Genomic DNA, 23,993 nt, shown 5'->3' with positions numbered 1-23,993 from the left:
CGAGCCTCCGTCACTTTCTGGCTGTGTAAAGGATATGAACGATGATGTCCGTGATGGACTCGAGCATGGCTTTCTGTTCTGGGGTGGTATTGGCCAATTCCAGTGTCCACTCCGAGATCAGTCCGGTGAATTCGAAGGGCAGGTAGCGTTCATCCTGAAAGCTCAAGTTGAACAGACCGCTGTCATCGACACCGGTCGAGAGAGCGACTTGTTGGTTGGCGCGTCGATCCTTGAGCTCGGACTTGTCGTACAGCTCGATGGTGTTGTTGATCTGGGTCAGGCTCCCGTGGATGTCCTCATAAGGGCCGGCGACGATCGGCAGGGAGACGCTGACGCTTTTGATCCGCCGCAGGTAGAGGCTGTTGTAGTCATCCTTGAAGGTGTCCTTCTGCAATTTGAAAGCGATTGAGCCGTTGGACTTCAAATCGCTCAATGCAGCGCTCCAGCCTGCCCCCAGGAGCTTGCTCAGCGACACAGTCTTCCTGATTTCCAGCTCCCGCTCGTCTTCCAGCAAATACTTGCTGTGCATTTGCAGCAGGCTGGTCTTCAGCGACTCGCCGGCGCCAAGACCGCGCCAGGTGGCATTCCAGGCGCCCGGTTTAATAAAGGATGGACTGCTGTAATCGGCGCGTTCGTAGCGCCAGCAAGCTTCGACAGCCCGGCATAACGACTGGGTCGCGTCGTAGGCTTGGTAGTAGAAGGTGGCGAACTGGCTGTTGAGCCATTCGTAGGTCTGGGTTTTGGTAAAGCGGTTGCTGTTGGTGAGCAGATCGTAGGTGGCTTTGGTTTGGGCCAGTGCGGTTTCGGCCTGGCGCAATTGCAGGCGGCTGGCTTTTTCCTGCTCGGCCTGGACAGCGAGTTGGGCGTCGAGTTGCGCGTACTCGTTCTCTGCCTGATCGAGTGCCTGCTCCCATTCCTGGGCGCGGCGGTTGAATTGGGCGGTGCGGTCGAGGGCCAGGGCTGCTGAGCGTTGAGAGGTGGCCAAACCTTGGGAATCAGATTGGGCAGCAAAGGGCACACCTTCCAGGCGTTGCCCTCCGTCAGCCAAACCAAAGATATTGGGGGCACACATTGCGTAGGCAGCAATGGTCTGAGCTGTACTCGCCGAGTCTTCTGCGACTTGGCTGTCAAGATAGTTTTGGCTGGCTCCTCGCTCTTCCTCATTAATCCCTTCAACCAGCAACTTCGCATAAAAATCGACTCGCCCCTTGACGACTCGCTGGCTGGCAAGTAGGGCCTCCCTGTTTTTCCCCTCGATCATCAGCGCCTGGGTTTGCAGGTCGACGGCGATCTTCGCCATATCCCAGGCTTGCTGCTGTTGCAATTCCAGGTGTTGGGCCTGCTCCTTGCGCTCGATCAACGACAGCAACGTGGCACCGAACTGGATCACGCTGTCGACGGCATTCATCGCATGGATATACATGACGCTGAAGCGATAAGGTGGAATGTCCGGAGTCAGCAACCGATCAAGTCCGTCGCCTGACACGCCCTGACCCCAGGCCGCCAACAAGGCCCGCGGGTCTAGCGGCGGGGCGAACAATGGCAGGTGCAGCGGTTTACCGGTGATGTCGAGGTTACTTCGCAGGTTGTACAGGCGACTGTCACACAGGTCCCAGTACTTGACCAACTCACGGTTGAACGGCAAGCGAAAGTACGGGTTGTCGATGGTCGACACCAGTGTTTGTGAAGCATCGGCACTCACACTCAGCCGTGAGACAGTTCCCGGTTGACCGAATGCGCGGTTGTTGCGGGCATGGCTTTCGAGGCGACGCCGGTCCTGCTCGATCAGTCGTTGTTCAAAAGCGCGCAGGTGCGGGCTATTGGCTGCATTCAGGTTCTTGAGGGTGATCGGCGCCCATGAGTCAACCGTTTGCACGTCCGGGCGCGGGCCCAGCAGGTCCAGCACCCGCACGTACCAGAGCTTGGCCTCCGCCAGGCCATCAGGCGTCAACTGCCGATACGCCGCATCGCCACGATTGACCAGGACATCCAGGTACAGCAGGTACAGGGCCTTGCGAAAGTGCACCGGAGAGCTGCGGGCAATAAAGTCGGGGTCGTTTGGCCACGGTGCCGGCCAAGTGGGAGCGGGCGGAGCTTTGGAGTCATCCAGCGCAACCGCGTTCCAGTAGTCGGGGCGGCCGGAGCTGTCTTTTTTACGATTTGTATCGAAGACATACTCCAACCAGCGCTCGGCCTCACGGAACTGTTGTTCCTGGTTCAAACGGTCGGCAACCAGCCAGGGCAGGTAGAGGAATAGCTCCCTGAAATACAGACCATAGGCGCCGTTGAAGTCCATGGGCTCGGCATGGGTGTCAATAAAGGTCGGCGGCTCTGTCAGCTGTTGTGTACCCCATGTAAGCAGCTCGCCCAGGCCTGCCTCGGCGAGATTCATCAGATGACGGGCAAAGGTAGTGTTCATGCGGATAGGAGGGCGTTCGGCTGTTTTAGATCCATCGCTGTGGTGGATCGCAGTGCCGACGAAATCAATGGACTCTGCGTTTCCCAGCGAAGGGCTTTCCTGGTGCCAGATAATTGGGGAAATCTGGTCTGCAGCGTCGTTCTTTTCTCCCCAGATCACGGAGACGGCTTTGAATGCGAAGCCTATAAACGCGCCCTGTGTTTCTCCTGAATTTGGAGCTTCGCTTATAGCGACTCCGTGGATAAAAGGAATGGATGAAGGATTGTCTGGCCAATCACCTGGCCAATGGGGGTGCATGGTGTTCTGGTCGATAGGAATTGAGAGGCTAAGGCCCTCGCCCGCTAATAACCTGCTTTGAGGGGGGGAAGTTGCCAATACAATCATGTCGTCGTACTGTTGTGGGGTGGCCTGTGTGGATTCCTTTGGATGCAGAATGATGTGTTGTAGTACCAGGGGTTTAGTGGCCGTGGTTGATGTTTTTCCTGCCTCGAGAGTTGGGCTGCCTGTCGAGTTTGAAACAACAAAGCCTGTATACTCTTGTGTAGAATGAGAGAGTAAGTAGGGTAGGGCGGTGTTCTTTATGAATTTTCCCTCAAGAGAGAGTTTCTCACCCTCTGGTGTGCTGTTTAGTGTAGTCCATATATATTTAGCGTCATCTAATTTATCTTGGTCAGTTATTAAAGCGTAGAGATCGCTAATCGTCGGGTCCCCTCCAGGGTTTGGAATCTGAAACTGGAAGTGGTATTCCTGGCTGGGATGGAGGAAAAAACTCGTTCCGACAGGTTCCAGAATTGACCCCGCTAGAAGAACGGTTCGTCCATGGGTTGGTGGCGCTGGATAAAAAACTAAAGTCAAACGGAGTAGTGAATTATTACTGGCGTCGTTAAATAGGATGGATACAGTGGCATTACCATCAATAGTGTCGATTATCTTTGATTTAAATTGAAGGTTTGCCGTTTTGCGATCGTAAGTGACGTCGATATTTTTAGACAGGTCTGCTATGTTTTTTTGAAGTCCTTTATAATCCCAGTCATCTGTTCCAGTATGTTCTGAAGTGTTTTTCACGTCCGTGAATACGGTAACGAAACTCGGTAGCCAAAACTGAAATCTATCCAGGTTCCACTGTGTGCTGGCAAAAAGTCTACCTACTGTTAAAACATGTTTCTCGGTCTCGGTGTCGTTGTTTTTTGAAATGGGTAAAGCCGGTTTTTGTGTCTTGTTGGGTACCTTTTCATTTGACGGAAACATAGGTGTTACGTTAAAGTTTTTGTCGATTCTCGCCGTTTTTAAGAAAGTGTATTCGTCGTTCGTCCCGTCTACTAAGCTTCCCTCTTTATAGCCGACATATAAAGCAATAAATAGCGTTTCCGGTGAGGTGGAGTGGTCATATACCGCAATGGTATTGACTATCTGATTTAACAGATGCGGATTTTCATGCAGTTTTGTGTCTGTGCCGTAGCCCTGAAGATAGGTCTGCGGGGCGCTCCAACTGTCATCGTATTTTTTATAGGAAACATTCAAACGCAACTGTGGGTTGGTCTTCGATGTGGTTTCTGCTTCCGATCCAGTGGCAGGGTTGACCGCTGATGGGTCCTGGTAAATGATTTCTGCCCAAACCACAAACAACCGATTATTGAACCAGACCGGGCGAATCGAGTGTTCGACGGCATTGTCCGAGATCGGCAGGTTGGCGCGCTTCCAGTCGGACCAGGCGTCGGGCTCCGGAGTATCGTGTTTAGAAGGCGGTGGGACTTCATCCGGATGGTGATGTGGATCAATGGGCTGGCGCTGACGCATATCCAGCGAACGCCAGTAATAGGCGTTCTCGGCGCGGGACTTGCCAATGAAGTAATAAAGACTGTTGGCGAAGTCTTCACCGTTGATGTAACCGTTGAGCACATTCAGGTTGGCGATTTCCTCGAATCGCGCCAGGTAAGCCAACACCGCCGTCTGCACGGTTTCGGGTTGAATCTGGTTCTGGTTGATGTCGTTTTCCAGTTGGCGGAAGTTGTCGGTCTTGTTCAACCGCAGCGCAGGCGCCAGATAGAGCGCCGGGAAATGCCGCAACGCCTGGTTGGCCGCCCAGAGCGGGTATTGGTGCATCTCATTGCGCCAGCTCTTGATTTGCTCAGGCGTCAGGCTCGCCTGCTCGTAACCCGGCTCCATGTTCATCAGGATGCCGTTGACGTATTGCTGCAGGCTGGCAAGGGCGCAAGCCACCGGGCTGGTGGGCACATTTTGACTGACCAGCACATCGAGCAGCAGGTACTCGTAGATATCGTTGGCGGTCTTGATTTTGTCGTCGAGCTTCAGTGCTTTGATGGTCTCGTCGTTGGGTACGACGACATGCAGAAACAGCGCGACCAGCGCATCACGCAGGGATTCGTTAAGCTGGCTGTCGATGGATGTGGACATGATCGTTCCTTGAGCGTTGGCCGTTAGCGGGAGGCGTGGCTGGCGGCCATGACCGCTTCACCGACCGGTTTCCAATCTGCAAGCGTGCTGTGTTCGTTCAGGTGGGTGGCCAACAACAGCGCGGCCGCGGACAGCCCGCTGGCTTTGCAGGCAGCCTGGCAACGGCGCAGCCAGTCGATGTGCGCCATCGATCGAGCGCGCTCGTCCGGCAAGGTTTTGCTCAGGACGGTGATCTCCTGGGCATTCCATTCCAGCAGCGTGGCCAGATAGCTGGCAGCGTCTTCGTTGACGGCCTTGCGCAGGGCTTTGTTTTTCAGCTGGGCTGACGGCGGGTTAGCGATGCTGAAGTAATTCAGGAGCTTTTCTTCTGGCTGCTTCTGGGTATTGAGCCAGTGAGTGAAACGTTCGAGCAGGTAAAGGTTGGCGAGCGACAATGGGGTGGTTGCGGGCGGGTAGTCATCCAGGCCCAGCCATGCCGGGGAAACCACGAACAAGCGCAAGGCATTGTTGCTCAGGTGCAGCTGCCGGGAAGCCTGGGCATGACCAAAGACCGGCTGCAACAGGGCGATCAGTGCCTGCAGTTTCGAGTCGTCAATTGGTTTTTGCGGTTCAGGTTTCGCCCCGAGTGCTGCCGTGAGCAGGGCGTTCACCGTGGTCTTCGCCCAATGCACCACCGTGACTGCACGGTCTATCGGTAATTGACCGATTTCCTGCAAGAGGCCTTCGATCAGGTGCGCCTGTTGGTCGTGGGCCTTGAGTAATAGATTGCTGAGTTTTTCCAGGCATTGCTGCTTGACGGCGTCTACCAGCTTCAAGGGGGCGATCAGGTTTTTTACTGCAGCCTGGAGTTGAGTGGAGGTTTCATCGCTTGAGGTAAAAGGCAAGGTACACACCAAGCCTTTCGCATCGATCACGGGCTTCTTGGGGGCGGCGCCTTTGTCGTCCTGCAGTAATTTGAACCAGTCGATGACGTCTCCAAAATCGCGTGATGCGGGCTTCTTATCTTCATTGGCTGGAAGGTTCAGTGCCTTGAGCTGTTGTTCGGTCACCAGGCTGTTCGGTGTCTCCATTACCAACCGGGTCACTCTATCTTTCAGTGTCTGGGTGGGTGGCGCATTGTCGGCGTCCCGCTGTATTAGCTGGCGCAGCTGCGGCACGCTCTGCTGGCTTTCCTTGAGCCAGTCGACCGCCCAGACCATTTGCATCAGAATGTCGAGGATGTCCGGGGCGTTATCCGCAGGCGTATTCCGGGAGGCGAGAAGGCCCGTGGTCAGCGCTGTTTTATAGGCCGCACCGCCAAGCAGATCCGCCAGCGCCAGGAAGTCCACGGGCGACAGGTCGAGCATTCGGGCAATCCGTGCCTGGCGGTAGATGGACGTTACCGTGCTCAGGTCGCGTTTCAGCGATGTGAAGTGTTCATTTGTCTGTTTGACCAAGGGCAGCAACGAGTCTTCTGTCGGTTGTAATCTCAGCCCGGCGCACAGTTGCAGCAGGGTTTTTTGTGACGCGGCATCCGGCTTGTCCAGGGTGAAGGGTGTTTGATCGAGCACCAGCGCTGTATCGAACAGCTTCACCCGATTGAACACCTCATCGAACAGCGGTAATCGATCGCCAATCGCATAGGGTGACAAGTCATGCAGAAGAGCAGCGAACTCTTGCGGCTTGATGCCAAAGCGCTGCTCCAGGTAGCGATAAACCCCCAGGGCGCGCAGGGTGTTGGTATTGAGTTCCAGGCCCAGGTTGCGTTCGCCTTCGGCCCGCATGGCGCTGATGATCAGCGTATCCAGCTCGGCAAAGGGAATGCCCGTCCAGCGTTGCAGGCGGATCATGCGTTGCAGGCGGTCGAAGCGGTTGAGGGAGGTTTTGCTCAGGTACCAGACAATTATCTTGTTGTCCGCTGTACCGTAGTTGACCTCTTCCAGTCCCATGGAGTTGTCGAAACGATCTGCGTGGGTCTCCCCATACAACGATGTGGCGGTACTGTCATACAGATCGGAGCCGGTGCCATTGACATAACAGGCGCCATAGTGGGACGCGTGAGGGAAGGGCAGGATTTTTTTAGTCGGATCTTTTGGATCCGGCATGCCGGCATGCTGGGGGTGGGTACTTGGACAGTTGGGGGACAACCGGGGGAATTGCGTACGCTGTGACAGAAGTGCTTCAGCCTGTTCGGCGTTCAGGCTGGTGCGTTGCATGAATTGGTTCAGTTCGATCAGACCTAGAGTGGGATCTTTTAGAGCAGTCAGGCCGTAGTGCTCGGTAAAGAAGTTACTTTCCAGGTCTGTCAGGGTGTACTGATTGTCCAGCGTGAGGGTGAGGCTTTGCTTTGCTACGCCCGACGATTGTGTGCTGGTAACGACGTAGAAGGTCGCTCTATAACCCGATTCCGGCGGGGAGGGCAAAGCCTCCTTGAACTGGATAAATGAGCCGGTGTTAGTGGATGTCGCGCCATGTAGATAGTTAAACTGCCAGAAGGTGTCGTTGCTCAAAACGTATGAGTTCAACTTCAATGTCACGGCTTTTGGAGTCGTGTCACCTGCCTTGAAAAAGTTGACCTGTGCCAAGTTTGTTCCCTCAGCAACGGTTCCTGGTGTGTCAGCAGCCGGTTCCACGGTCCCCATGTCAGGTTGTGGCGATGGCAATAGAAAACAGGAGCCCCAGGCGTGGTGTGGCCGAATGTAGGTGGTGCCAGGGCTTGCCCAGCCAGTGCTCAGGTCGGCACTTGAAAGATAAAACGTCGTGAATAGCGAGCGTTCTATCAGCAGCGTTTGCTGTTCAGTACTTAATCCCGACAACAAACGCTGGGCTTCGACGCTCGGATTTGTCAGTACCTGGCCATAAGCGTTATCGGCGTTCTGAGTAAGGGGCAGCAACATACTGACCCGATAGTTCAACTCCCCCAGCCCCGGTTTTTCCGCGGTTAATCCCAGCAAACACTGGTGATGATAAAGATTGTAGGGAAACTCGAAGGGATAGCGCCGGCTGGCCAGTTCTTCGTAAATATCTTTTTTCAGGTGACTTTGAATAGTCTGGGTCAGCACTTCATTGACGATATTCAACATCGGGATGGGTGTGTTGGTCGTGTCCTCGTTTATCAGCAGTTCCTTGATGTCCGGACGGCGTTTGTCCAACACGACTCTGCGGTCATCTTTGCTTGATGCTTCCAGTTCCTTGATAAAGGTATAGAGCGTGTTCAGGTAGGCCACCGGTCCGTCGACGGCCGCCAGCGCTCCTGTTTTGCAAAACTCATCCCAGCTCTCCCCGAACAAATTCTGGTAACCGGGGCCTATTTCCAGCAAGGCGCGAACTCCGGTGCGCTGGCCCAGATGTTGGGGAGCTCCGGAGGATATCTGGTGTTCCCTGTACAAACGGGCGATCTGTTGGGCATACCCCATGGCATTGTCATAAGCCTGGTGGGCGTCGGCATCGCTCAGCCTGGCGAGTTGCTCGGCGAATTCGGCCCTGGGCAGGCGAATGATGTCGAAGACCGAGGTAAACCCCATTTTCTGCATGGCCGTTTTGAAACTCATACGGCCCTTCCTGGGTTGGCCGTCGGTCTCGACCAGGGAGTGCACCAGGGAATTCTGTTCTCCGTCCATCTAATCGATCTCCTGCCAGAAAGGGGGGGCTCTCGGAGCGCCCGGCAGGTTCAAACTAGCGATAAACGAAGAGGGTGTAACCTGTCAGATCTGACAGTTCGAGGGGTGTTGCTTAGAATAAAATGGTTACACGAACATCATTTTTATTGCTAAGCGTCGAACGGCGATCCTTCAACGGACAGGCAACAAAAAAGGCGGCAGAGTTGCCCCTGCCGCCTTTTTGTCTGGAAAAAGAAGCCCTTACTGCACTTCTACCGCCAGGCTGTCACTGATCTTTTTCTGCCAGATGGCAGGACCGGTGATGTGTACCGACTCACCCTTGCTATCCACCGCAACGGTCACCGGCATGTCCTTGACGTCAAACTCGTAGATCGCTTCCATGCCCAGTTCGGCGAAGGCCACTACGCGGGATTTCTTGATCGCCTGGGCTACCAGATAGGCAGCGCCGCCAACAGCCATCAGGTACACGGCCTTGTGGTCCTTGATCGCTTCGATAGCGGTCGGGCCGCGCTCGGACTTGCCGATCATGCCCAACAGGCCCGTCTGCTCGAGAATCTGCCGGGTGAACTTGTCCATCCGCGTCGCGGTAGTCGGGCCGGCTGGGCCAACCACTTCTTCGCGTACCGGATCGACCGGGCCGACGTAGTAGATGAAGCGACCCTTGAGGTCGACCGGCAAGGTTTCACCCTTGTTCAGCATCTCGACCATGCGTTTGTGCGCGGCGTCGCGACCGGTGAGCATCTTGCCGTTGAGCAGGACGGTTTCGCCCGGCTTCCAGCTCTGCACGTCTTCCGGGGTCAGGGTGTCGAGGTTGACCCGACGCGCCGACGGGCCGGCTTCCCAGACGATTTCCGGGTAGGCGTCCAAAGGTGGTGCTTCCAGCGAAGCCGGGCCGGAACCGTCGAGCACGAAGTGCGCGTGACGAGTTGCCGCGCAGTTCGGGATCATGCACACCGGCAGGGAGGCGGCGTGGGTCGGGTAGTCCATGATCTTCACGTCGAGGACGGTGGTCAGGCCACCGAGGCCCTGGGCGCCGATGCCCAGTTGGTTGACCTTCTCGAACAGTTCCAGGCGCATCTCTTCGATACGGTTGGACGGGCCGCGCTTTTTCAGCTCGTGGATGTCGATGGATTCCATCAACACTTCCTTGGCCATTACCGCGGCTTTCTCGGCGGTGCCGCCGATACCGATGCCGAGCATGCCCGGTGGGCACCAGCCAGCACCCATGGTCGGGACAGTCTTGAGCACCCAGTCGACGATCGAGTCGGACGGGTTGAGCATGGCCATCTTCGACTTGTTCTCGGAGCCGCCACCCTTGGCCGCTACGTCCACTTCAACGGTGTTACCCGGAACGATGGAGTAGTGGATCACTGCCGGGGTGTTGTCCTTGGTGTTCTTGCGAGCGCCTGCCGGGTCGGCAAGGATCGAAGCACGCAGGATGTTTTCCGGCAAGTTGTAGGCGCGACGCACGCCTTCGTTGATCATGTCGTCCAGGCCCATGGTCGCGCCATCCCAGCGCACGTCCATGCCCACGCGGACGAATACGGTGACGATGCCGGTGTCTTGGCAGATCGGCCGGTGGCCGGTGGCACACATCCGTGAGTTGATCAGGATCTGCGCCATGGAATCGCGGGCAGCCGGCGACTCTTCACGCAGGTAGGCCTCGTGCATGGCCTGGATGAAATCCACGGGATGGTAGTAGGAAATGAACTGCAGGGCGTCAGCAACGCTCTGAATCAGGTCGTCTTGCTTGATCACGGTCATGAGTCGCGCTCCTCTATAAGACGGGAACATTTAATAAGGTGTCTTCAGTCGGGTGGATCTGGTCACTGAAAACACCTTTTAAGGCACGCCGGGCATGCTGGCGCGACGCTAAAAAGGCGCGGCAGTATAACCCGCCAAAGGCTTGGGCACACCCGCTGGTGGATAAACGAAGGTCGCATATCACCACCCTACGCGGATCCCGAGGTGTCTGACAAAAGATCGCAGGCTTCGCCAGCTCCTACGCCGACCGCGTTTATCCGTCGGTTCGCCGATCCCCGGTAGGAGCTGCCGCAGGCTGCGATCTTTTGATCTTGGCGTCGGTCCATTCGCCGCCAGCAATACGTCAGACCCGGCCATCCAAAAATTGAATAGTCATTTTTCAGACACACCACTAAAGTGGTATGTGGCTCGTAGGGTAGGAAACCCGTTCAGCCTCCTTTTGCACGGTGAGTCAAAGATTGACCCATACAGCCATACAACGTCTGTTACTCAAGCGCTTCACCCTGGCGGCGGGCACCTATGGGTTGGCGTTGCTGCTGCTGTGGCTGGCCATTCTCGGCGATCACTATCGCGCGCCGATGAGCAGCGCAGTGATTGCCACGGTGCTGGTGGTCCTCAGCCAGTTTGCCTTGCTCGGGATATTTCTCCGCGGACGCAATCTGCGCTTCGTCGACCCCAGCCTGACCGAAGTGCAAGTAGTGCTGGGCCTGGCCTGGCAAACCTGGTTCATCGCCCAGTTCGACACGGCCCGCGGCGCGTTTCTGGTGTTCTATGTACTGATCCTGTTGTTCGGCCTGTTTCACTTGCCGCGGCGGGTATTCGTGCGCTGTGCCGCGCTGGTTTTTTTCGGTTTCGCCGGGATCAATCTCTGGGAAGGTTACCGCTTCGAATTGGCCGACCCGGCACTGGCGGCGTTACAAGTCTGTGTGCTGTTTATCGTGCTGGTGTGGCTCTGCCTTTATGCCAGCTACGTCCAGGCCTCACGTCAGCGCATGCGCCAACGGCGCTTCGCCCTGCAGGCTCACCAGGACACCCTGCGCGGGATGATGCGCCAGCTCGAAGACCTGGTAGCCACCGACGAACTTACCGGGCTGTTCAATCGCCGGCATTTTCTGCGCCTGACCACTCGTGAATTGCACACGATGGACGCCGATGTCATCCACGGCCTGGCGCTGATCGATCTGGATCATTTCAAACGTATCAATGATATCCATGGGCATGCGGCGGGCGATCAGGTGTTGCAGGCCTTTGCCGCCGTTGCCAGCGCCTGCCTGCGCGACGGCGATGTTCTGGCCCGTTACGGCGGTGAGGAGTTTGTCGTGTTGTTGCCCGATTGTGATGCCGAGCGCCTGACCTCCTGCTGCGAACGTCTGCGCGTTGCCTTCACTGATGTCGAGTTGATCGGCCTGAGCGTGCAGGGCCTGAGCCTGTCGGCGGGGATGACGTTGCTTGAGCTCGGCGATGATCTGGATGACGCCTTGCAGCGCGCGGACCAGGCGCTCTATCGGGCCAAGCGTGACGGGCGCAACCGTTGCGCGGCGGCCTGGGAAAACGTCGATGCCTGAATTACGGGTCGGTGAACGACAGTGGTCGGTGGCAGCGGGAAGCAATCTGCTCGATGCCTTGAACCAGGCGGGTGTGGCGGTCCCTTACAGCTGTCGGGCCGGCAGTTGCCATGCGTGCCTGGTGCACTGCCTGCGCGGCCAGCCGAGTGACAGCAAACCGGATGCGCTGACGGTAGAACAGCGTCAATGCGGTTGGCGCCTGGCCTGTCAATGTCAGGTGGTCGAGGACTTGCAGATCGAAATCTTCGACCCCTTGTGCGACGGTTTACCTGCACAAGTGGTGGGTGCCGACTGGCTGAGCCCGAGCGTTCTGCGCCTGCGTTTGCAGCCGCAACGGCCACTGCGTTATCAAGCCGGGCAACACCTGGTGTTGTGGGCTGGCAAGGTGGCACGCCCGTATTCACTGGCCAGCTTGCCGGAAGAGGACCGCTTTCTCGAGTTCCACCTGGAGTGTGGGCAATCCGGTGAGTTCAGCGACGCGGCTCGTCAGTTCAAGATCGGTGACCCGATCCGCCTCGGCGAACTGCGCGGCGGCGCTTTGCATTACGATCCGGACTGGCAGGCTCGACCGCTCTGGTTGCTGGCGGCCGGTACTGGCCTGGGGCCGTTGTTCGGCATACTGCGCGAAGCATTGCGTCAGGATCACCACGGCCTCATCCGGGTCATTCACCTGGCCCATGATGCGGATGAGCATTATCTGGCTAAACCCCTGGCAGCGCTGGCGGCGAACTATCCCAACCTGCAGATCGACCTGCTGACAGCGGCCGAACTGCCGGTGGTCCTGGCGCAACTGCGGCTTGTTTCCCGGCAAACCCTGGCCTTACTCTGCGGCAGTCCCGACAGTGTCGATGCCTTTGCCCGACGCCTGTACCTGGCGGGGCTGCCGCGCAACCAACTGCTGGCCGACGTATACCTGCCCCGTGGTTGAGCGCTGATGTTCATTCGCGTCGATTTATGGCGTTGTCGCGGCGGGCGAAAGTTGCCTTTTCAGGGAGCGTCTATTCCTAGGCGTCGTTCAGGAAGCGGGCGATGAGGGCCGCCTCGCTGAGGGAGGTGGAATCGCCGACGACCAGTACCTTCCCATCCTTTTGTAGGGCCATGGCATTAGCGACAGTGAAATGCTTTTCGAATCGGGTAGAGTTCCAACCCTTTCCGTTGCCAAAGTCGAGATCCGGCATTCCAGTACTTAGGTAACGAGCCACCACGAACTCGGGGCGATTGCCTGGTTGCGTTAACCTCCCTGAGGCGATGGTTTTTCCATGGGCCTGTCCGACACCATAGAACAGGACTTTGCTTCTTTCTCCGAAGGATTGAAACAATACCTTGCCACCGTTGAATGTTGGCTCGAGTTGGCCGTTCTCGGTGAAGCAAGCCAGCACGCCCTGGTAAGAAGACCCCCAACCTGCAGCAAGAATACCTTTCTCGGAATGCTGCGTGAGCTTTTCGAACGTGAGCTCGGACCCTGCGAGCAGCGCGAACCCCTTGATGGCGAATTCTTCGTCGAAAGTGCCATCATCCTTGAGGCGAGCCACCATGCCATTGCCGTTAAGCGCTCCGCACACGGTGATTTTTTCGTTCTGCACCAGAACGTCGTTGATGATGCTATTGCCCCCATGTTGATTGGTAACCGCTACATAACCGGTATTGTTGAAGCTGGTATCAAGCGAGCCGTCATTGTTGAGCCGGATCAGTACTGCGACCGTGGCTATCCAGATCGGCATGTAAATTTCCGTGACGACATAGATTTTTCCATCGGCCAACGTGCAGTGGCCTGAGCCGCTATCACTTGCGGTCACCACTTGTGCTGGCGGCAGCCCAGGGCTTTCCACAAGAGTTGAAGGCAGTTGGATCGTCAGGCAGCCGTTATCACCGAATTTTTTATCCAGGCGCCCGTCAGCATGAAGGCGCGCCAGCAGATTCTCGCTGTTTTTCGTGTTCACGCCGCAAAGAAGTATTTTGTCCTCTCCCTCGTGCTTCAGAAAAAGGATCTGACGCACGTGTGCGTCTTGTGTCGGTGCGAAAGGCACGATCACAAATCCATTACTGCCAAACTCAGGGTCTGGGGTGCCATCATTCCGCAGGCAGGCAAGACCTGCCTTGTGTATATGTTCATTAACTTCGGCGTCGACGGCTCCGCCAACATAGATTCTGCCGTCAGGGCCTTCGGCGATGCACTCGCCTGAAGTATCGCGAACATTGGGGAAGGACAGAATCACCTTGCCGTCGTGTTGCTCTCCGAAACCAGGATCAAGATAACCAGCGGCGCGGGGTGGAAGCGTTTTGTCTGTGGTCATTTTTCTATTCCTTTAGCCAGAATTGGTTTTCCGTCAGTTGCTGCCAATGACGGGCCGCAAAAGCCAAGCACAAAAAAAAGCCTTGATGACGGCGATAGCAAGGGACGAAGTCGATTAAGCGAGTTTGGCGGGCGGTTTGTCTACTGTCAGAACTGACAGGTGGCAACGTGCCTCAGGCTTGTTCTTACTTGATCAAAACGAAAAAGCCTCGCCTTAGAAGCGGCGGGGCTGTTGTTTTACGGCTGTCTGAAACTCAGACCATCGGATCGCCGACATGCAGGATCTTCATGCCGTCGGTGCCACCGTGGTGTGGTAGCTGTCGTCCTTGGTCAGGATCACCCAGTCGCCTTTCTCGACCGCGCCGATTTTCAGTAATTCGTCGAACGCGGCCTGGCTGACTCATCTGCAGATCGGACTGCTGACAGCGGCTGAACTGCCGGTGGCCTTGGCGCAACTGCGGCTTGTTTCCCGGCAAACCCTGGCCTTACCCTGCGGGAGCCCCGACAGCGTCACGCCTGTACCTGGCGGGGCTGCCGCGCAACCAACTGCTGGCCGACGTATACTTGCCCCGTGGTTGAGCGCTGATTATCCTTCGCGAGACTTACCATGACTGACGCCATACTGCTGGAGCGTGAACGCGGGCTGCTGATCTTGCGCCTCAACCGCCCGGAAAAGAAAAACGCCCTGACCCGCGCCATGTACACCCAGCTGGCCGAGGTCCTGGAACACGCCGATAGCGATCCTGACATCAACGCCGTGCTGATCACCGGCAGCAACGAATGCTTCACCGCCGGCAATGACATCGCCGACTTCCTCCAGCAGCCGCCGAGCAGCCTCGAGAGCCCGGTGTTCCGCTTCATGCGCAGCCTGCTCGAATGCCGTAAACCGGTGATTGCCGCTGTGGCCGGGGCCGCGGTGGGGATTGGCACGACGTTGTTGCTGCACTGCGATCTGGTGTATGTCAGCAGCGATGCTCGTTTGCGCATGCCGTTCGTCAACCTCGGGTTATGTCCAGAGTTCGGTTCGAGCCTGATTCTGCCGCGTTTGCTTGGGCAGGCCAAAGCCGCCGAATTGTTGCTGCTCGGCGAAGGATTCAATGGTGAACAGGCTGCAGCCTGGGGCATCGCCACTGCTGCCTTGCCCGACGGCGCCGCCGCATTGGCCAAGGCTCGCGAGATGGCCTTGCGCTTTGAACAACTGGCACCGGATGCAGTGCAGATCAGTAAACAACTGATGAAAGCGCCGGACCGCGAACAACTGCGCAAGGTGATAGAAGAAGAGGGAGCCTTGTTCACCCAGCGGCTGCGCTCGCCGGAGGCGATTGCGGCGTTGTTGGGGTTTCTCAACAGGGTTTGAATCTGTCTCCCACAAGGACACTGTGGGAGGGGGCTTGAACGCGAAGACGTCAGCAATGCCCACACAAGTTTCTGTATAAGCCCGACAATCAGCCCCACCCACTTTGCGTCTGTTTGCCTTAATTGAGCAGTAACTTGGCCGCCATGATGCAGCACACAATGATCAGCAGCGGCTTGATGATTCGCGGACCGAAACGTACCGCGCATCGTGCACCTAATTGTGCGCCAATGAATGCTCCTGCCGCCATGCACAGGGCAATCGGCAGAATGATGGTGCCCTTGATGGAAAAAACAATCAGCGCGCCAATGTTGCTCGAGGCATTCAGCAGTTTGCTGTTCGAGACGGCGCGTAAAATGCCCTGGCCCATCAGAATGACGAACGCGACCATGAAGAACGAGCCCACACCCGGTCCGAAGACACCGTCATAGAAACCCACCAAAGGTGCAATCGTCACCGAAAAAACCAGAAGGCTGATTTTCGCTGTCTTCTGGTCATTGTCGAGTTTGGGTGTCAGTGCGAAGTAGATGGCGACGGCTATCAACAGAATGGGCACTATTGCCTCTAATACGGCACGCGGCACTACGCTGACTGATAAGGCGCCAAGGGCTCCTCCACACAGGGCCATAACCGCCATTGGCCAACCGCTACGCCATTCGATAATGCCTTTTCGGGCAAAAGCTACTGTTGCTGAAACCGTCGCCGAAGCGGCCTGAAGTTTGTTGGTCGCCAGCGCGGCGAGAGGGTCGATACCGGCAATCAGCAGGGCCGGTAAGGTAATCAGGCCGCCACCGCCCGCGATAGCGTCAAAAAAACCGGCAACCATTGCAACAGCCGTGAGGCTCAAGAGGATGGATAGATCAATACCGCCCATGATAACTCCCTACTATTATTCGAATTGGCGCATGGCCGGGGAACTACCCCTGGACTAAAAGAGGGTCGTTGTTCAAGACGATGGGGGTGGCGAACCGAGAATAACCAAACAGCCGAACAAGCAAGCGCCGGTTGTCTTCAATGACATCGCGGCAATGTAAGGCTCGACAGTTGTTAATGAGCAGGGCGGTCGTGGGTTGCAAGGAAATCTTCAGCATTTCGGCGTGCTCGATTTCTTCCCGGAATCGGCTAAAGGCAACTTTTACACTGTCGCTTGCGCGTTCATTGAGGGAGAAGCGATAAGCGTTGTATCTCAACGCAAATGAACCGTTTTCATCGAAACAGAGAATGGATACGTCGACCCCGTCTTCACCTTTTTCAGTAATAAAGGAATCGCTGCGTGAGTAGTTGAACGAGTTTGAGGTCAGCGCCAGCGCTGAAAGGGCGCCGATTTTGCTGATGACTTGGCCCGCGGGTATGACACACGTCGGCTGGTTTTCAGGATTCCAGCGCGCGGTCAGGATGAGTGCGGAGGGTGCGGGAGAGTGACCATTAACAGCGTTTATCGAGCAATGATAAGGCGCCTCTGTATGCGGGCCAAGGCGAAGCCCGGCATGTGAACTCAGCTCTATCCGCTGTGCACAGTCTTCATGGCTGAGCTTTTCCTTGCCGCCGCCTTTAAAGTTGCCGACCAGCCGAACAATCTTTCCTTTATTATCGATATCGTAGGCAAACGCAGTGTGCTGGACGAGTTTTAAAAGGATTTGATTGCGCGATGCCAGGTGCATGCAGTGAAAGTCTTCCTCCAGTTCGTGGAGGGAGGGAAGCGTTGTGGGTGGGACATCGTCAGTTGGGGCAAGCAGGCCTTGGAACACTAACGCCGACAATCCCCCTCTGGCGTAGAGATGGCATGCATGGGCTTGCTGTGCGGTGAAGTTTGCTTCAATACAGGCGGCGCAACAGCCGGCGATTGACGTTGATCCGGCTGACTGCGGACCTCCAGCCCTGGCCATTTCAATCGCACTGGATTCCAGCCACTTGGCTTGCATGTCCGTGAATGTAAGTACCTCGATTTCTATGGGCTTTTCACATTGCGTGTTTTGTTTCATGCGGGAACTCCTGAAAATATTATTGTTGTACTGAAGTCGCTGGGAGGGCCTGGATAATAGAAATGTGCGGCTTATACAAGTTATGCGCTGACAGGGAGGCGTGCACGGGTCATTGTTCGAAAGAGCAAGAGTGGCGGTGTTTGCGTAGAAATATTACCTTGGGGGCTCGAGCTTTATATATAAAATTTGATGTATTGCAACTGTGTTGGTGTGTGCGAATATGTCTAGAGTTTTAGGTTGGAAAAGGATTACGGTTCTTTCGGAGGTGTCGTATTCATAAAGGGGATTTTGCTTGGTGGCTGTGAGTGGTAGTTAGAATTGCTATTGTGCATTGTGGGTGTTGGATGTAATTAGCAGGGTGAAATGTTTGTGGTTTTCATCATTTGATTAGTTTGTTGTTTTATTTTTTATACGGATGGCGAGGTTCTAATTGTGGGTGTATTTGTAGGGGTAGGGTGTGGATTGTTAATGTGCGTTTAATAAAAAAGCCCCGAAGTTATAAGCTGCGGGGCTTTGATTTTTCAGCGGTCTGAATCTCAGACCATCGGATCGCCAACGTGCAGGATCTTCATGCCGTTGGTGCCACCGGTGGTGTGGTAGCTGTCGCCCTTGGTCAGGATCACCCAGTCGCCTTTCTCGACCACGCCGAGTTTGAGCAACTCGTCGATCGCAGCCTGGCTGACTTGCTCAGGCGGCAACGATGCCGGGTCGAACGGTACGGTGTAGACGCCGCGGAACATGGCCGCGCGGGCCTGGGTTTCGCGGTGCGGGGAGAACGCGTAGATCGGGATGGAGGAGCGGATCCGCGACATGATCAGCGGCGTGTAGCCACTTTCGGTCAGGGAGATGATCGCTTTCACGCCCGGGAAGTGGTTGGCCGTGTACATGGCCGCCAGGGCAATGCTCTGGTCGCAGCTTTCGAAGACCTGGCCGATGCGGTGGCCGGAGGTTTTGCTGGTCGGGTGCTTTTCAGCGCCGATGCAAATCCGTGCCATGGCCTGGACGGCTTCGAGCGGGTAGGCACCGGCGGCACTTTCGGCCGAGAGCATCACGGCGTCGGTGTAGTCGAGCACGGCGTTGGCTACGTCAGACACTTCGGCGCGGGTCGGCATCGGGTTCTGGATCATCGACTCCATCATCTGGGTCGCAACGATCACCGCTTTGTTGTGGCGGCGTGCGTGCAGAATGATCTTCTTCTGAATGCCCACCAGCTCGGCGTCGCCGATTTCTACACCGAGGTCACCACGGGCAACCATCACCGCATCGCTGGCCTTGATCAGGCCGTCGAGGGTTTCGTCGTCGGCCACGGCTTCGGCGCGCTCGATCTTCGCGACCAGCCAGGCAGTACCGCCGGCTTCGTCGCGCAGTTGGCGGGCGTATTCCATGTCGGCGGCGTCGCGTGGGAAGGATACGGCGAGGTAATCGACTTCCATTTCCGCGGCGAGCTTGATGTCAGCCTTGTCTTTTTCGGTCAGGGCTGGAGCGGTCAGGCCACCGCCGCGGCGGTTGATGCCTTTGTGGTCAGACAGTGGGCCACCGATCAGCACGGTGCAATGCAGCGCGTCACCGGTCGCGGTGTCGACGCGCATGACTACGCGGCCGTCATCGAGCAGCAGTTCGTCGCCGACGCCGCAATCCTTGACCAGGTCCGGGTAGTCGATACCGACGACTTCCTGGGTGCCTTCGGTCAGCGGATGGCTGGTGGAGAAGGTGAAGGTGTCACCGACTTTCAGCTCGATACGCTTGTTGGCAAATTTGGCGATACGGATTTTCGGGCCCTGCAGGTCACCCAGCAGCGCGACAAAGCGGCCGTGCTTGGCGGCGAGCGCGCGCACCAGCTTGGCGCGAGCTTTATGCTCGTCCGGGGTACCGTGGGAGAAGTTCAGCCGAGCAACGTCCAGGCCAGCCAGAATCAGCTGTTCAAGAACTTCCGGCGAATTGCTGGCAGGGCCAAGGGTAGCGACGATTTTAGTGCGACGGACGGACATGCAGAGACTCCTGAGTTCAAGCGCAAGCAGAGGCTACTATGCTCGTGAGTTGTAGTCATTGTTCAGTTGCACTACTTATTTGTTTGTTTCTTGTTATTCGATTGTTTCTTGAGCGAACATTCTTGAAGATTCTCGCGGGCGGGCCGATACAGTGCACAAGACAGGAGAACCTCATGCGATTCGTGCTCATTGCTGTGCTGGCCGTCAGTGCCGTCGGCTGTACCCGTTGGTCGATGGACCATCATTTGAACAACGCCTACCACGCTTATGACCGGGGCAATTGCGAGCAGGTGATGCTCGAACTGTCCAAGGTCGAGCGCGAGAGCCGCTCGCGGCGCTATGTGCAACCGGAAGTGTCGATGATGCGCGGGTTATGCCTCGAGCGTCAGAAATGGTTTATCGATGCGGCCCAGACCTACCAGTTCATCATCACCCAGTACCCGTACAGCGAATATGCCTTCCGCGCCCGCGCGCGGCTGGAAACCCTGCAATCGTTGGGGCATTACCCAACCCGCAGCGCCGCGCAGACCAGGCCGGCCACTTACTGATGACATTTGACTTCTGATTACTGGCCGACGGTGAGCATTCAGCTAACATTTGGATAGGCCGTTTCAGGAGCTTCTATCTGAACGACAGCATCATCCGGGATTGGCAGATGTAGGTGACAGGGCCAGCACAGCCACTGTCGCACCGTGACCGGAGAGAGTGAGCCTGCCACCGCAGGCCCGTTCCGAAGCACTAGTGCGGTCATGCTTAATGGCCTTCTAGAGTGATACCTCGCATGTACACCGACCGCCGGATCGAGCGGCATCAACTGCCGTACTTTTTAAGGGTATTCAACAGTCTTACCGACAAACCCATTGGCTTTCTGGGCAATGTTTCCGAAGACGGGTTGATGCTGATCAGCCAGTTGCCGATGATGATCGGCGCCGACTTCCAGCTGCGCCTGAAAATCCCCGCCAGCGATACCTGCCTGCAGGTGATCGACCTTACCGCCACTTGCCTGTGGTGCCATGAAGACACGACCCCCCATCACTACGATGCGGGCTTCGTCGTGCTCCAGGCGCCGGCTGAATATGGGCAACTGGTCAGCGCGTTGCGGCAGTACTTCAGCTTTTATCCGTTGCCGGCTTCGGCCTAGTTCTCAAGGCTGGTGGAGGACATTTGTGGCGAGGGGGCTTGTCGGAACGCCGCATCGCCCCGCTGGGTCGCGAAGCGGTCCTAAAACAGGCAACCGCGTTTAATCAAGTAGAATGCATCAGCTGATTTTACGACTGCTTCGCAGCCGAACGGGGGCAAGCCCCCTCGCCACAGGGTGCTTGCTCCGCCTTTAGCTACACCCTCACCGAATGCTCGCGATCCAGCGCCTTCTCGACCAGCAGCACCCCCAACTCCATCAGGCTGTAAATCGCCAGGGCCAGGTTGCGCTGTTTCCCCTCCAGATCATCGGACAAATCCAGGGTCAGGGTGCTGGCCGAGCATAAGGTTTCGTAGGTATGGGCCATCAAGGCTTCGGGGTTGATGTTCGGGGCGACGGTGAAGATCTGCTTGGGACGCTCGTCGCTGAAGCGCGGCTTGTCCGACGGTGGCGGGGTCAGGTAATGATCGAGGGCTCGGTAGGCGGCCTCGTGAAGCTTTTTCGGATCGAGGGAATCGTAGGGTGAAACGTTTGGTGTCTCGGGTGGATTAGGGGTTACTTTGAACATCGGCTGAAACTCCTTGAGTGAGCCGCAACCACCTCGCTACTAAACGTAGGGGTGGCGGCTGTACGCAGGTTAGTAGACCGGGGAGTCAGCCAATTCCGGCGCGCCGAAGCGCCCTGCGCACAACCACCATCAAGTGCAGGGATAGGAATCCCCGACTGAGTGGAGCTGATGCACCTTGACTGACAACCCACGGGCTACTAAACCCGATCGCTGATGGGCAGCGACAGGAGAACCTTAGTGGCGTGGTGCCCAGGCGCACAAGCCGGGGGATTCTGGAGGATGTGTAGGCAGCGGCGCAAGGTTGTGTAGTCGCGTTAAGTCTCGAGAGGGCGTGCCCTCTGAGCCAGAGCCAGACACCTTGAGTGCCAGGCCCTGCTATTAATGCCTGAGTTTTTAACCTCAGAATGCAGACGGCGGATGCGCAACCGAGCGGGCAATGTCCGAAAGTTTTGCGTAGGTTGGGGCTGCGTGCGGCGAATCCCAGGTACGCTGCCCCAGCGGCAATATCCACTGAATCAGCTGCCGCCAAACCTCCTCCGGCGGCCAGAAGTCCGGTTCGTCTGCCCAGACCTGTATACCTGCGCCCACCATACATCGACTTTCGGGAGTAATTACCGTAAACGATTCACCTGCCTTGTCCATAAACCGGTTAGCTCGCCAGTCATCATAGATACCGTGAGGTGAGTGTTTGGGGTGATTGAGATTGTCCCAGTTTGCACGAATGATGAAGTAGTAGTCTCCGTGGGCGTTTTTCACCCTGTATCTGTTATCGACCAACTCTTGCACGTTCATCTCTCCACGCTTTGTCCCCCAGATGCTCCAGCACTCGATTTCAGTTTCTTTATCCAGAGCGATGGCTGGATTTCGTCGCACCGCGCCATCGTTCCATACCCGCGCAATTTTTCTTTTCTCCTGCACGAGCTTCGCCAGCTCGTTGACGAAGTACCTCACGGCATCTTCTGAGTCCGCGTCGGGTTTTCCGGATTCTTCACGCGCATACTGAGCCAGTTGTGGTGTGTTTTTCAGATCGATTGGATGGAGGAAATACTCGTCGGCCCCCAAATGGAAATGGCAGCTGTGTGGAAACATATCGAGGGTTTCTCGGATGATCGTCTTGAGAAAATCGCGAGCGGCAGGGATGCTGAAATCGAGTGCTTTTGACACAATCGTACTGTTGCTGAGCCGAAGTTGAAACTCCGGTCTGTTGCGCAGCATCCAGTCCATATGCCCAGGCGTTTCAATCTCTGGAATGACTTCGATGTAATAGGACGCGGCAGTGTCGAGAATGTCCTTGAGTTCCGCTGCGCTCCAGGCATCGGGGCTGGCGGTGTCCGGGAAAGAAGGAAAGATAACCCGAACACCCTCATTGTCGGTGAGGTGCAAATGAAGGGTGTTGAGCTGGTTCCAGGCCATCTCACGCAACAGATTCTTCATCCACACCGGACTGTAATACTTTCGTCCCACATCCATCATCACCGAACGCTCGGCGTAGGCGGGTGAATCTATCACCTCCCCTGGAGCCAGAGTGGCGGAGACTTGGACCGCTTTATGCAAAGTCGTTAATGCGCGGGCCATTGCTACGTTGGTCGCAGCGATGACGAAAATCGCGCGAAAGTTGCTATCAATATTGATCCGGTACGCTTCGCCCACGCCAGCGGGCGGGATTTCAACATCAGACAAGTTGGGTACTTCGAGTCGCAATAGTACATCACCCGGGAAAACAACGCCTTCCATCAATACCTCTGGTGTCTTGCTGAGGTTGGCGGCGGCGGCGAACCCTACTGCAAGCCGCGTTGCCAAATCATAGAGCTGCGGATCGCTAATGTGGATGCGAGTGCTCTCAACGATCACATAGTTAGAGCCCCCAGGAAGTGAGGATTGAGCATGTCGTACCGCCGGGCTCATGCTGGACCAGGGAAAGTGCACGTTTTCATCATGGGTACTGAACTGCCCAAGTACTGGGGCCGAAGGTTGGATGGGCGTGTTCATTGATCCGGATCTCCATAAGGTGATGTCGTGACTATCCTGGTGTGTGACTCACGACCTGAGATAGGCTCTCGCGACTCATTGAAGACCTGAAGTTCAACGCTGGCTACTGTTAGAAATAACAGGTTGAGGCAAAAAGCCGTCTAAAAAAGATACCGCCCGTCTGGTTTGCGGAGGCAGCAATGTAGAGTGTTGTGGTCGGTGGGGAGCTTGAAAAGTTGGATAAAGTCGCAGTGATAGTGAATGCCGTTCGTCGAGACTGTCAGTTTTTACAGGTGGTTTTGCTTCTGGGTTGCCAGTAGAAATTGCCTACTGAAACTGCAGTAGGGTTAGGAAAGGAGCGTTGAAATCATGGCTGACGACGAAGTAATTACGAATGTGGATGAAGATCCCCCGCAACTCTTGTGGATTGCGCCCCTTATCTTTAGTCCGGGAGCTGGCACTACCGTTTCTCCCGGTTTTCTTGTTGACGCAATAGTGACGGTGCCGACCGCCTCTAAATGGCGGGCACAGTTTTTTTATGGCCCCACTTTAATCCGAGAGTACCGCGGGACTCCAGTCGCTGGAATGGCGATTGCGTTTAATGTGCCCAGGGATTTGATCCGGCCAGGAGCAGATTTCTACTTCAGGCTCGACTATGCCAAGCGCGTGGCATTTTGGGATACTTGGAGTGATTGGGCGTATTCAGGTGATTTGAAGATGGCCGGCGGTGTTAAGCCAGTCCCACCAGTTGTTAGCGCGCCGCAAGACGGGAGCAAGCATCCCATAGGGAATGTGGAAATTAGGGGGACCTGTTCGCTAGGAGCGACGGCTGTTGATGTATTGAACTGGGACAATAGTAAGTTGGCCGATGCCACGGTGAACGGGACCATCTGGACTTACAATCGTGTCTGGGACGCTGGCACCAAGCACGTCAAGGCCA

Annotated in this window: 15 protein-coding genes and 2 pseudogenes; 7 read left to right on the top strand and 10 right to left on the bottom strand. The window is 56.3% G+C overall.

Annotated elements, in window-relative coordinates:
• Positions 1 to 10: 10 nt before the first annotated feature.
• The 3 genes from F8N85_RS31645 to F8N85_RS31635 all read right to left on the bottom strand — a co-directional run bounded on the left by F8N85_RS31645 (position 11) and on the right by F8N85_RS31635 (position 10,197).
• Positions 11 to 4,834, bottom strand: a complete 4,824-nt coding sequence (locus F8N85_RS31645; RefSeq protein ID WP_150807363.1) for a neuraminidase-like domain-containing protein — start codon at positions 4,832 to 4,834, stop codon at positions 11 to 13.
• A gap of 23 nt (positions 4,835 to 4,857) precedes the next feature.
• A complete protein-coding gene (locus F8N85_RS31640; RefSeq protein ID WP_224795787.1) occupies positions 4,858 to 8,364 on the bottom strand; it encodes a Tc toxin subunit A in 3,507 nt (1,168 codons plus the stop codon).
• Positions 8,365 to 8,673: 309 nt separating this feature from the next.
• Positions 8,674 to 10,197, bottom strand: coding sequence for a fumarate hydratase (locus tag F8N85_RS31635; protein WP_150807361.1), 1,524 nt, complete (start codon positions 10,195 to 10,197; stop codon positions 8,674 to 8,676).
• Positions 10,198 to 10,655: 458 nt separating this feature from the next.
• Between F8N85_RS31635 and F8N85_RS31630 the strand changes: the two genes are divergently transcribed.
• Together F8N85_RS31630 and F8N85_RS31625 are read left to right on the top strand one after the other, a co-directional pair.
• On the top strand, positions 10,656 to 11,762 hold the full coding sequence (locus tag F8N85_RS31630) for a sensor domain-containing diguanylate cyclase (protein ID WP_150807360.1): 1,107 nt from the start codon (positions 10,656 to 10,658) through the stop codon (positions 11,760 to 11,762).
• Positions 11,755 to 12,690 (top strand): iron-sulfur-binding ferredoxin reductase, encoded by a 936-nt coding sequence (locus tag F8N85_RS31625; protein ID WP_150807359.1) that lies wholly within the window; start codon positions 11,755 to 11,757, stop codon positions 12,688 to 12,690. Before F8N85_RS31630 ends, F8N85_RS31625 begins: the two co-directional genes overlap by 8 nt.
• Positions 12,691 to 12,766: 76 nt before the next feature.
• Here the strand turns inward: F8N85_RS31625 and F8N85_RS31620 are convergent, their stop codons facing one another.
• Both F8N85_RS31620 and F8N85_RS35950 read right to left on the bottom strand, forming a co-directional pair.
• Positions 12,767 to 14,056, bottom strand: a complete 1,290-nt coding sequence (locus tag F8N85_RS31620) for a hypothetical protein (RefSeq protein WP_150807358.1) — start codon at positions 14,054 to 14,056, stop codon at positions 12,767 to 12,769.
• 253 nt (positions 14,057 to 14,309) lie between these two features.
• Positions 14,310 to 14,455, bottom strand: a pseudogene (locus F8N85_RS35950) (hypothetical protein); the annotation flags it as partial.
• A gap of 10 nt (positions 14,456 to 14,465) precedes the next feature.
• Between F8N85_RS35950 and F8N85_RS31615 the strand changes: the two are divergent.
• Positions 14,466 to 14,634, top strand: a pseudogene (locus F8N85_RS31615) (iron-sulfur-binding ferredoxin reductase); the annotation flags it as partial.
• 28 nt (positions 14,635 to 14,662) lie between these two features.
• Entirely contained in the window at positions 14,663 to 15,412 is a 750-nt protein-coding gene (locus F8N85_RS31610; RefSeq protein WP_150807357.1) for an enoyl-CoA hydratase-related protein, read from the top strand.
• 118 nt (positions 15,413 to 15,530) lie between these two features.
• On the opposite strand, the gene F8N85_RS31605 is transcribed toward F8N85_RS31610, so the two are convergent.
• From F8N85_RS31605 to pyk, 3 genes are all read right to left on the bottom strand, one after another.
• Positions 15,531 to 16,283, bottom strand: coding sequence for a TSUP family transporter (locus F8N85_RS31605; RefSeq protein ID WP_150807356.1), 753 nt, complete (start codon positions 16,281 to 16,283; stop codon positions 15,531 to 15,533).
• Between the two features lie 43 nt (positions 16,284 to 16,326).
• Positions 16,327 to 17,391, bottom strand: a complete 1,065-nt coding sequence (locus F8N85_RS31600; protein ID WP_150807355.1) for a hypothetical protein — start codon at positions 17,389 to 17,391, stop codon at positions 16,327 to 16,329.
• A 536-nt stretch (positions 17,392 to 17,927) separates the two neighbouring features.
• The gene (gene pyk / locus F8N85_RS31595; protein WP_150807354.1) at positions 17,928 to 19,379 is read right to left on the bottom strand and encodes a pyruvate kinase; all 1,452 of its coding nucleotides are present in this window, start codon (positions 19,377 to 19,379) and stop codon (positions 17,928 to 17,930) included.
• Between the two features lie 173 nt (positions 19,380 to 19,552).
• Here pyk and F8N85_RS31590 point away from each other — a divergent pair, with 173 nt between their 5' ends.
• Complete coding sequence (locus F8N85_RS31590) at positions 19,553 to 19,927, top strand: tetratricopeptide repeat protein (RefSeq protein WP_150807353.1); 375 nt, start codon at positions 19,553 to 19,555, stop codon at positions 19,925 to 19,927.
• Between the two features lie 233 nt (positions 19,928 to 20,160).
• Positions 20,161 to 20,520: a PilZ domain-containing protein gene (locus F8N85_RS31585; RefSeq protein ID WP_150807352.1), complete on the top strand. Its 360-nt coding sequence runs from the start codon at positions 20,161 to 20,163 to the stop codon at positions 20,518 to 20,520.
• Positions 20,521 to 20,713: 193 nt separating this feature from the next.
• Here F8N85_RS31585 and F8N85_RS31580 read toward each other — a convergent pair whose 3' ends face one another.
• A complete protein-coding gene (locus tag F8N85_RS31580; protein ID WP_150807351.1) occupies positions 20,714 to 21,085 on the bottom strand; it encodes a DUF6124 family protein in 372 nt (123 codons plus the stop codon).
• Between the two features lie 399 nt (positions 21,086 to 21,484).
• Positions 21,485 to 23,074 carry a family 20 glycosylhydrolase gene (locus tag F8N85_RS31575; RefSeq protein WP_150807350.1) on the bottom strand — a complete coding sequence of 530 codons (1,590 nt, stop codon included), beginning with the start codon at positions 23,072 to 23,074 and terminating at the stop codon, positions 21,485 to 21,487.
• A gap of 348 nt (positions 23,075 to 23,422) precedes the next feature.
• On the opposite strand from F8N85_RS31575, the gene F8N85_RS31570 reads away from it, so the two are divergent.
• Positions 23,423 to 23,993 (top strand): hypothetical protein (locus F8N85_RS31570; RefSeq protein ID WP_150807349.1); only part of this gene is annotated, 571 nt, incomplete at its 3' end.

It is taken from the genome of Pseudomonas fluorescens (genome assembly GCF_902497875.1).
GTDB lineage: Bacteria > Pseudomonadota > Gammaproteobacteria > Pseudomonadales > Pseudomonadaceae > Aquipseudomonas > Aquipseudomonas fluorescens_BR.
Note: the sequence above shows the minus strand (reverse complement) of the source record. Positions and strands in the feature narration are given on the sequence as shown.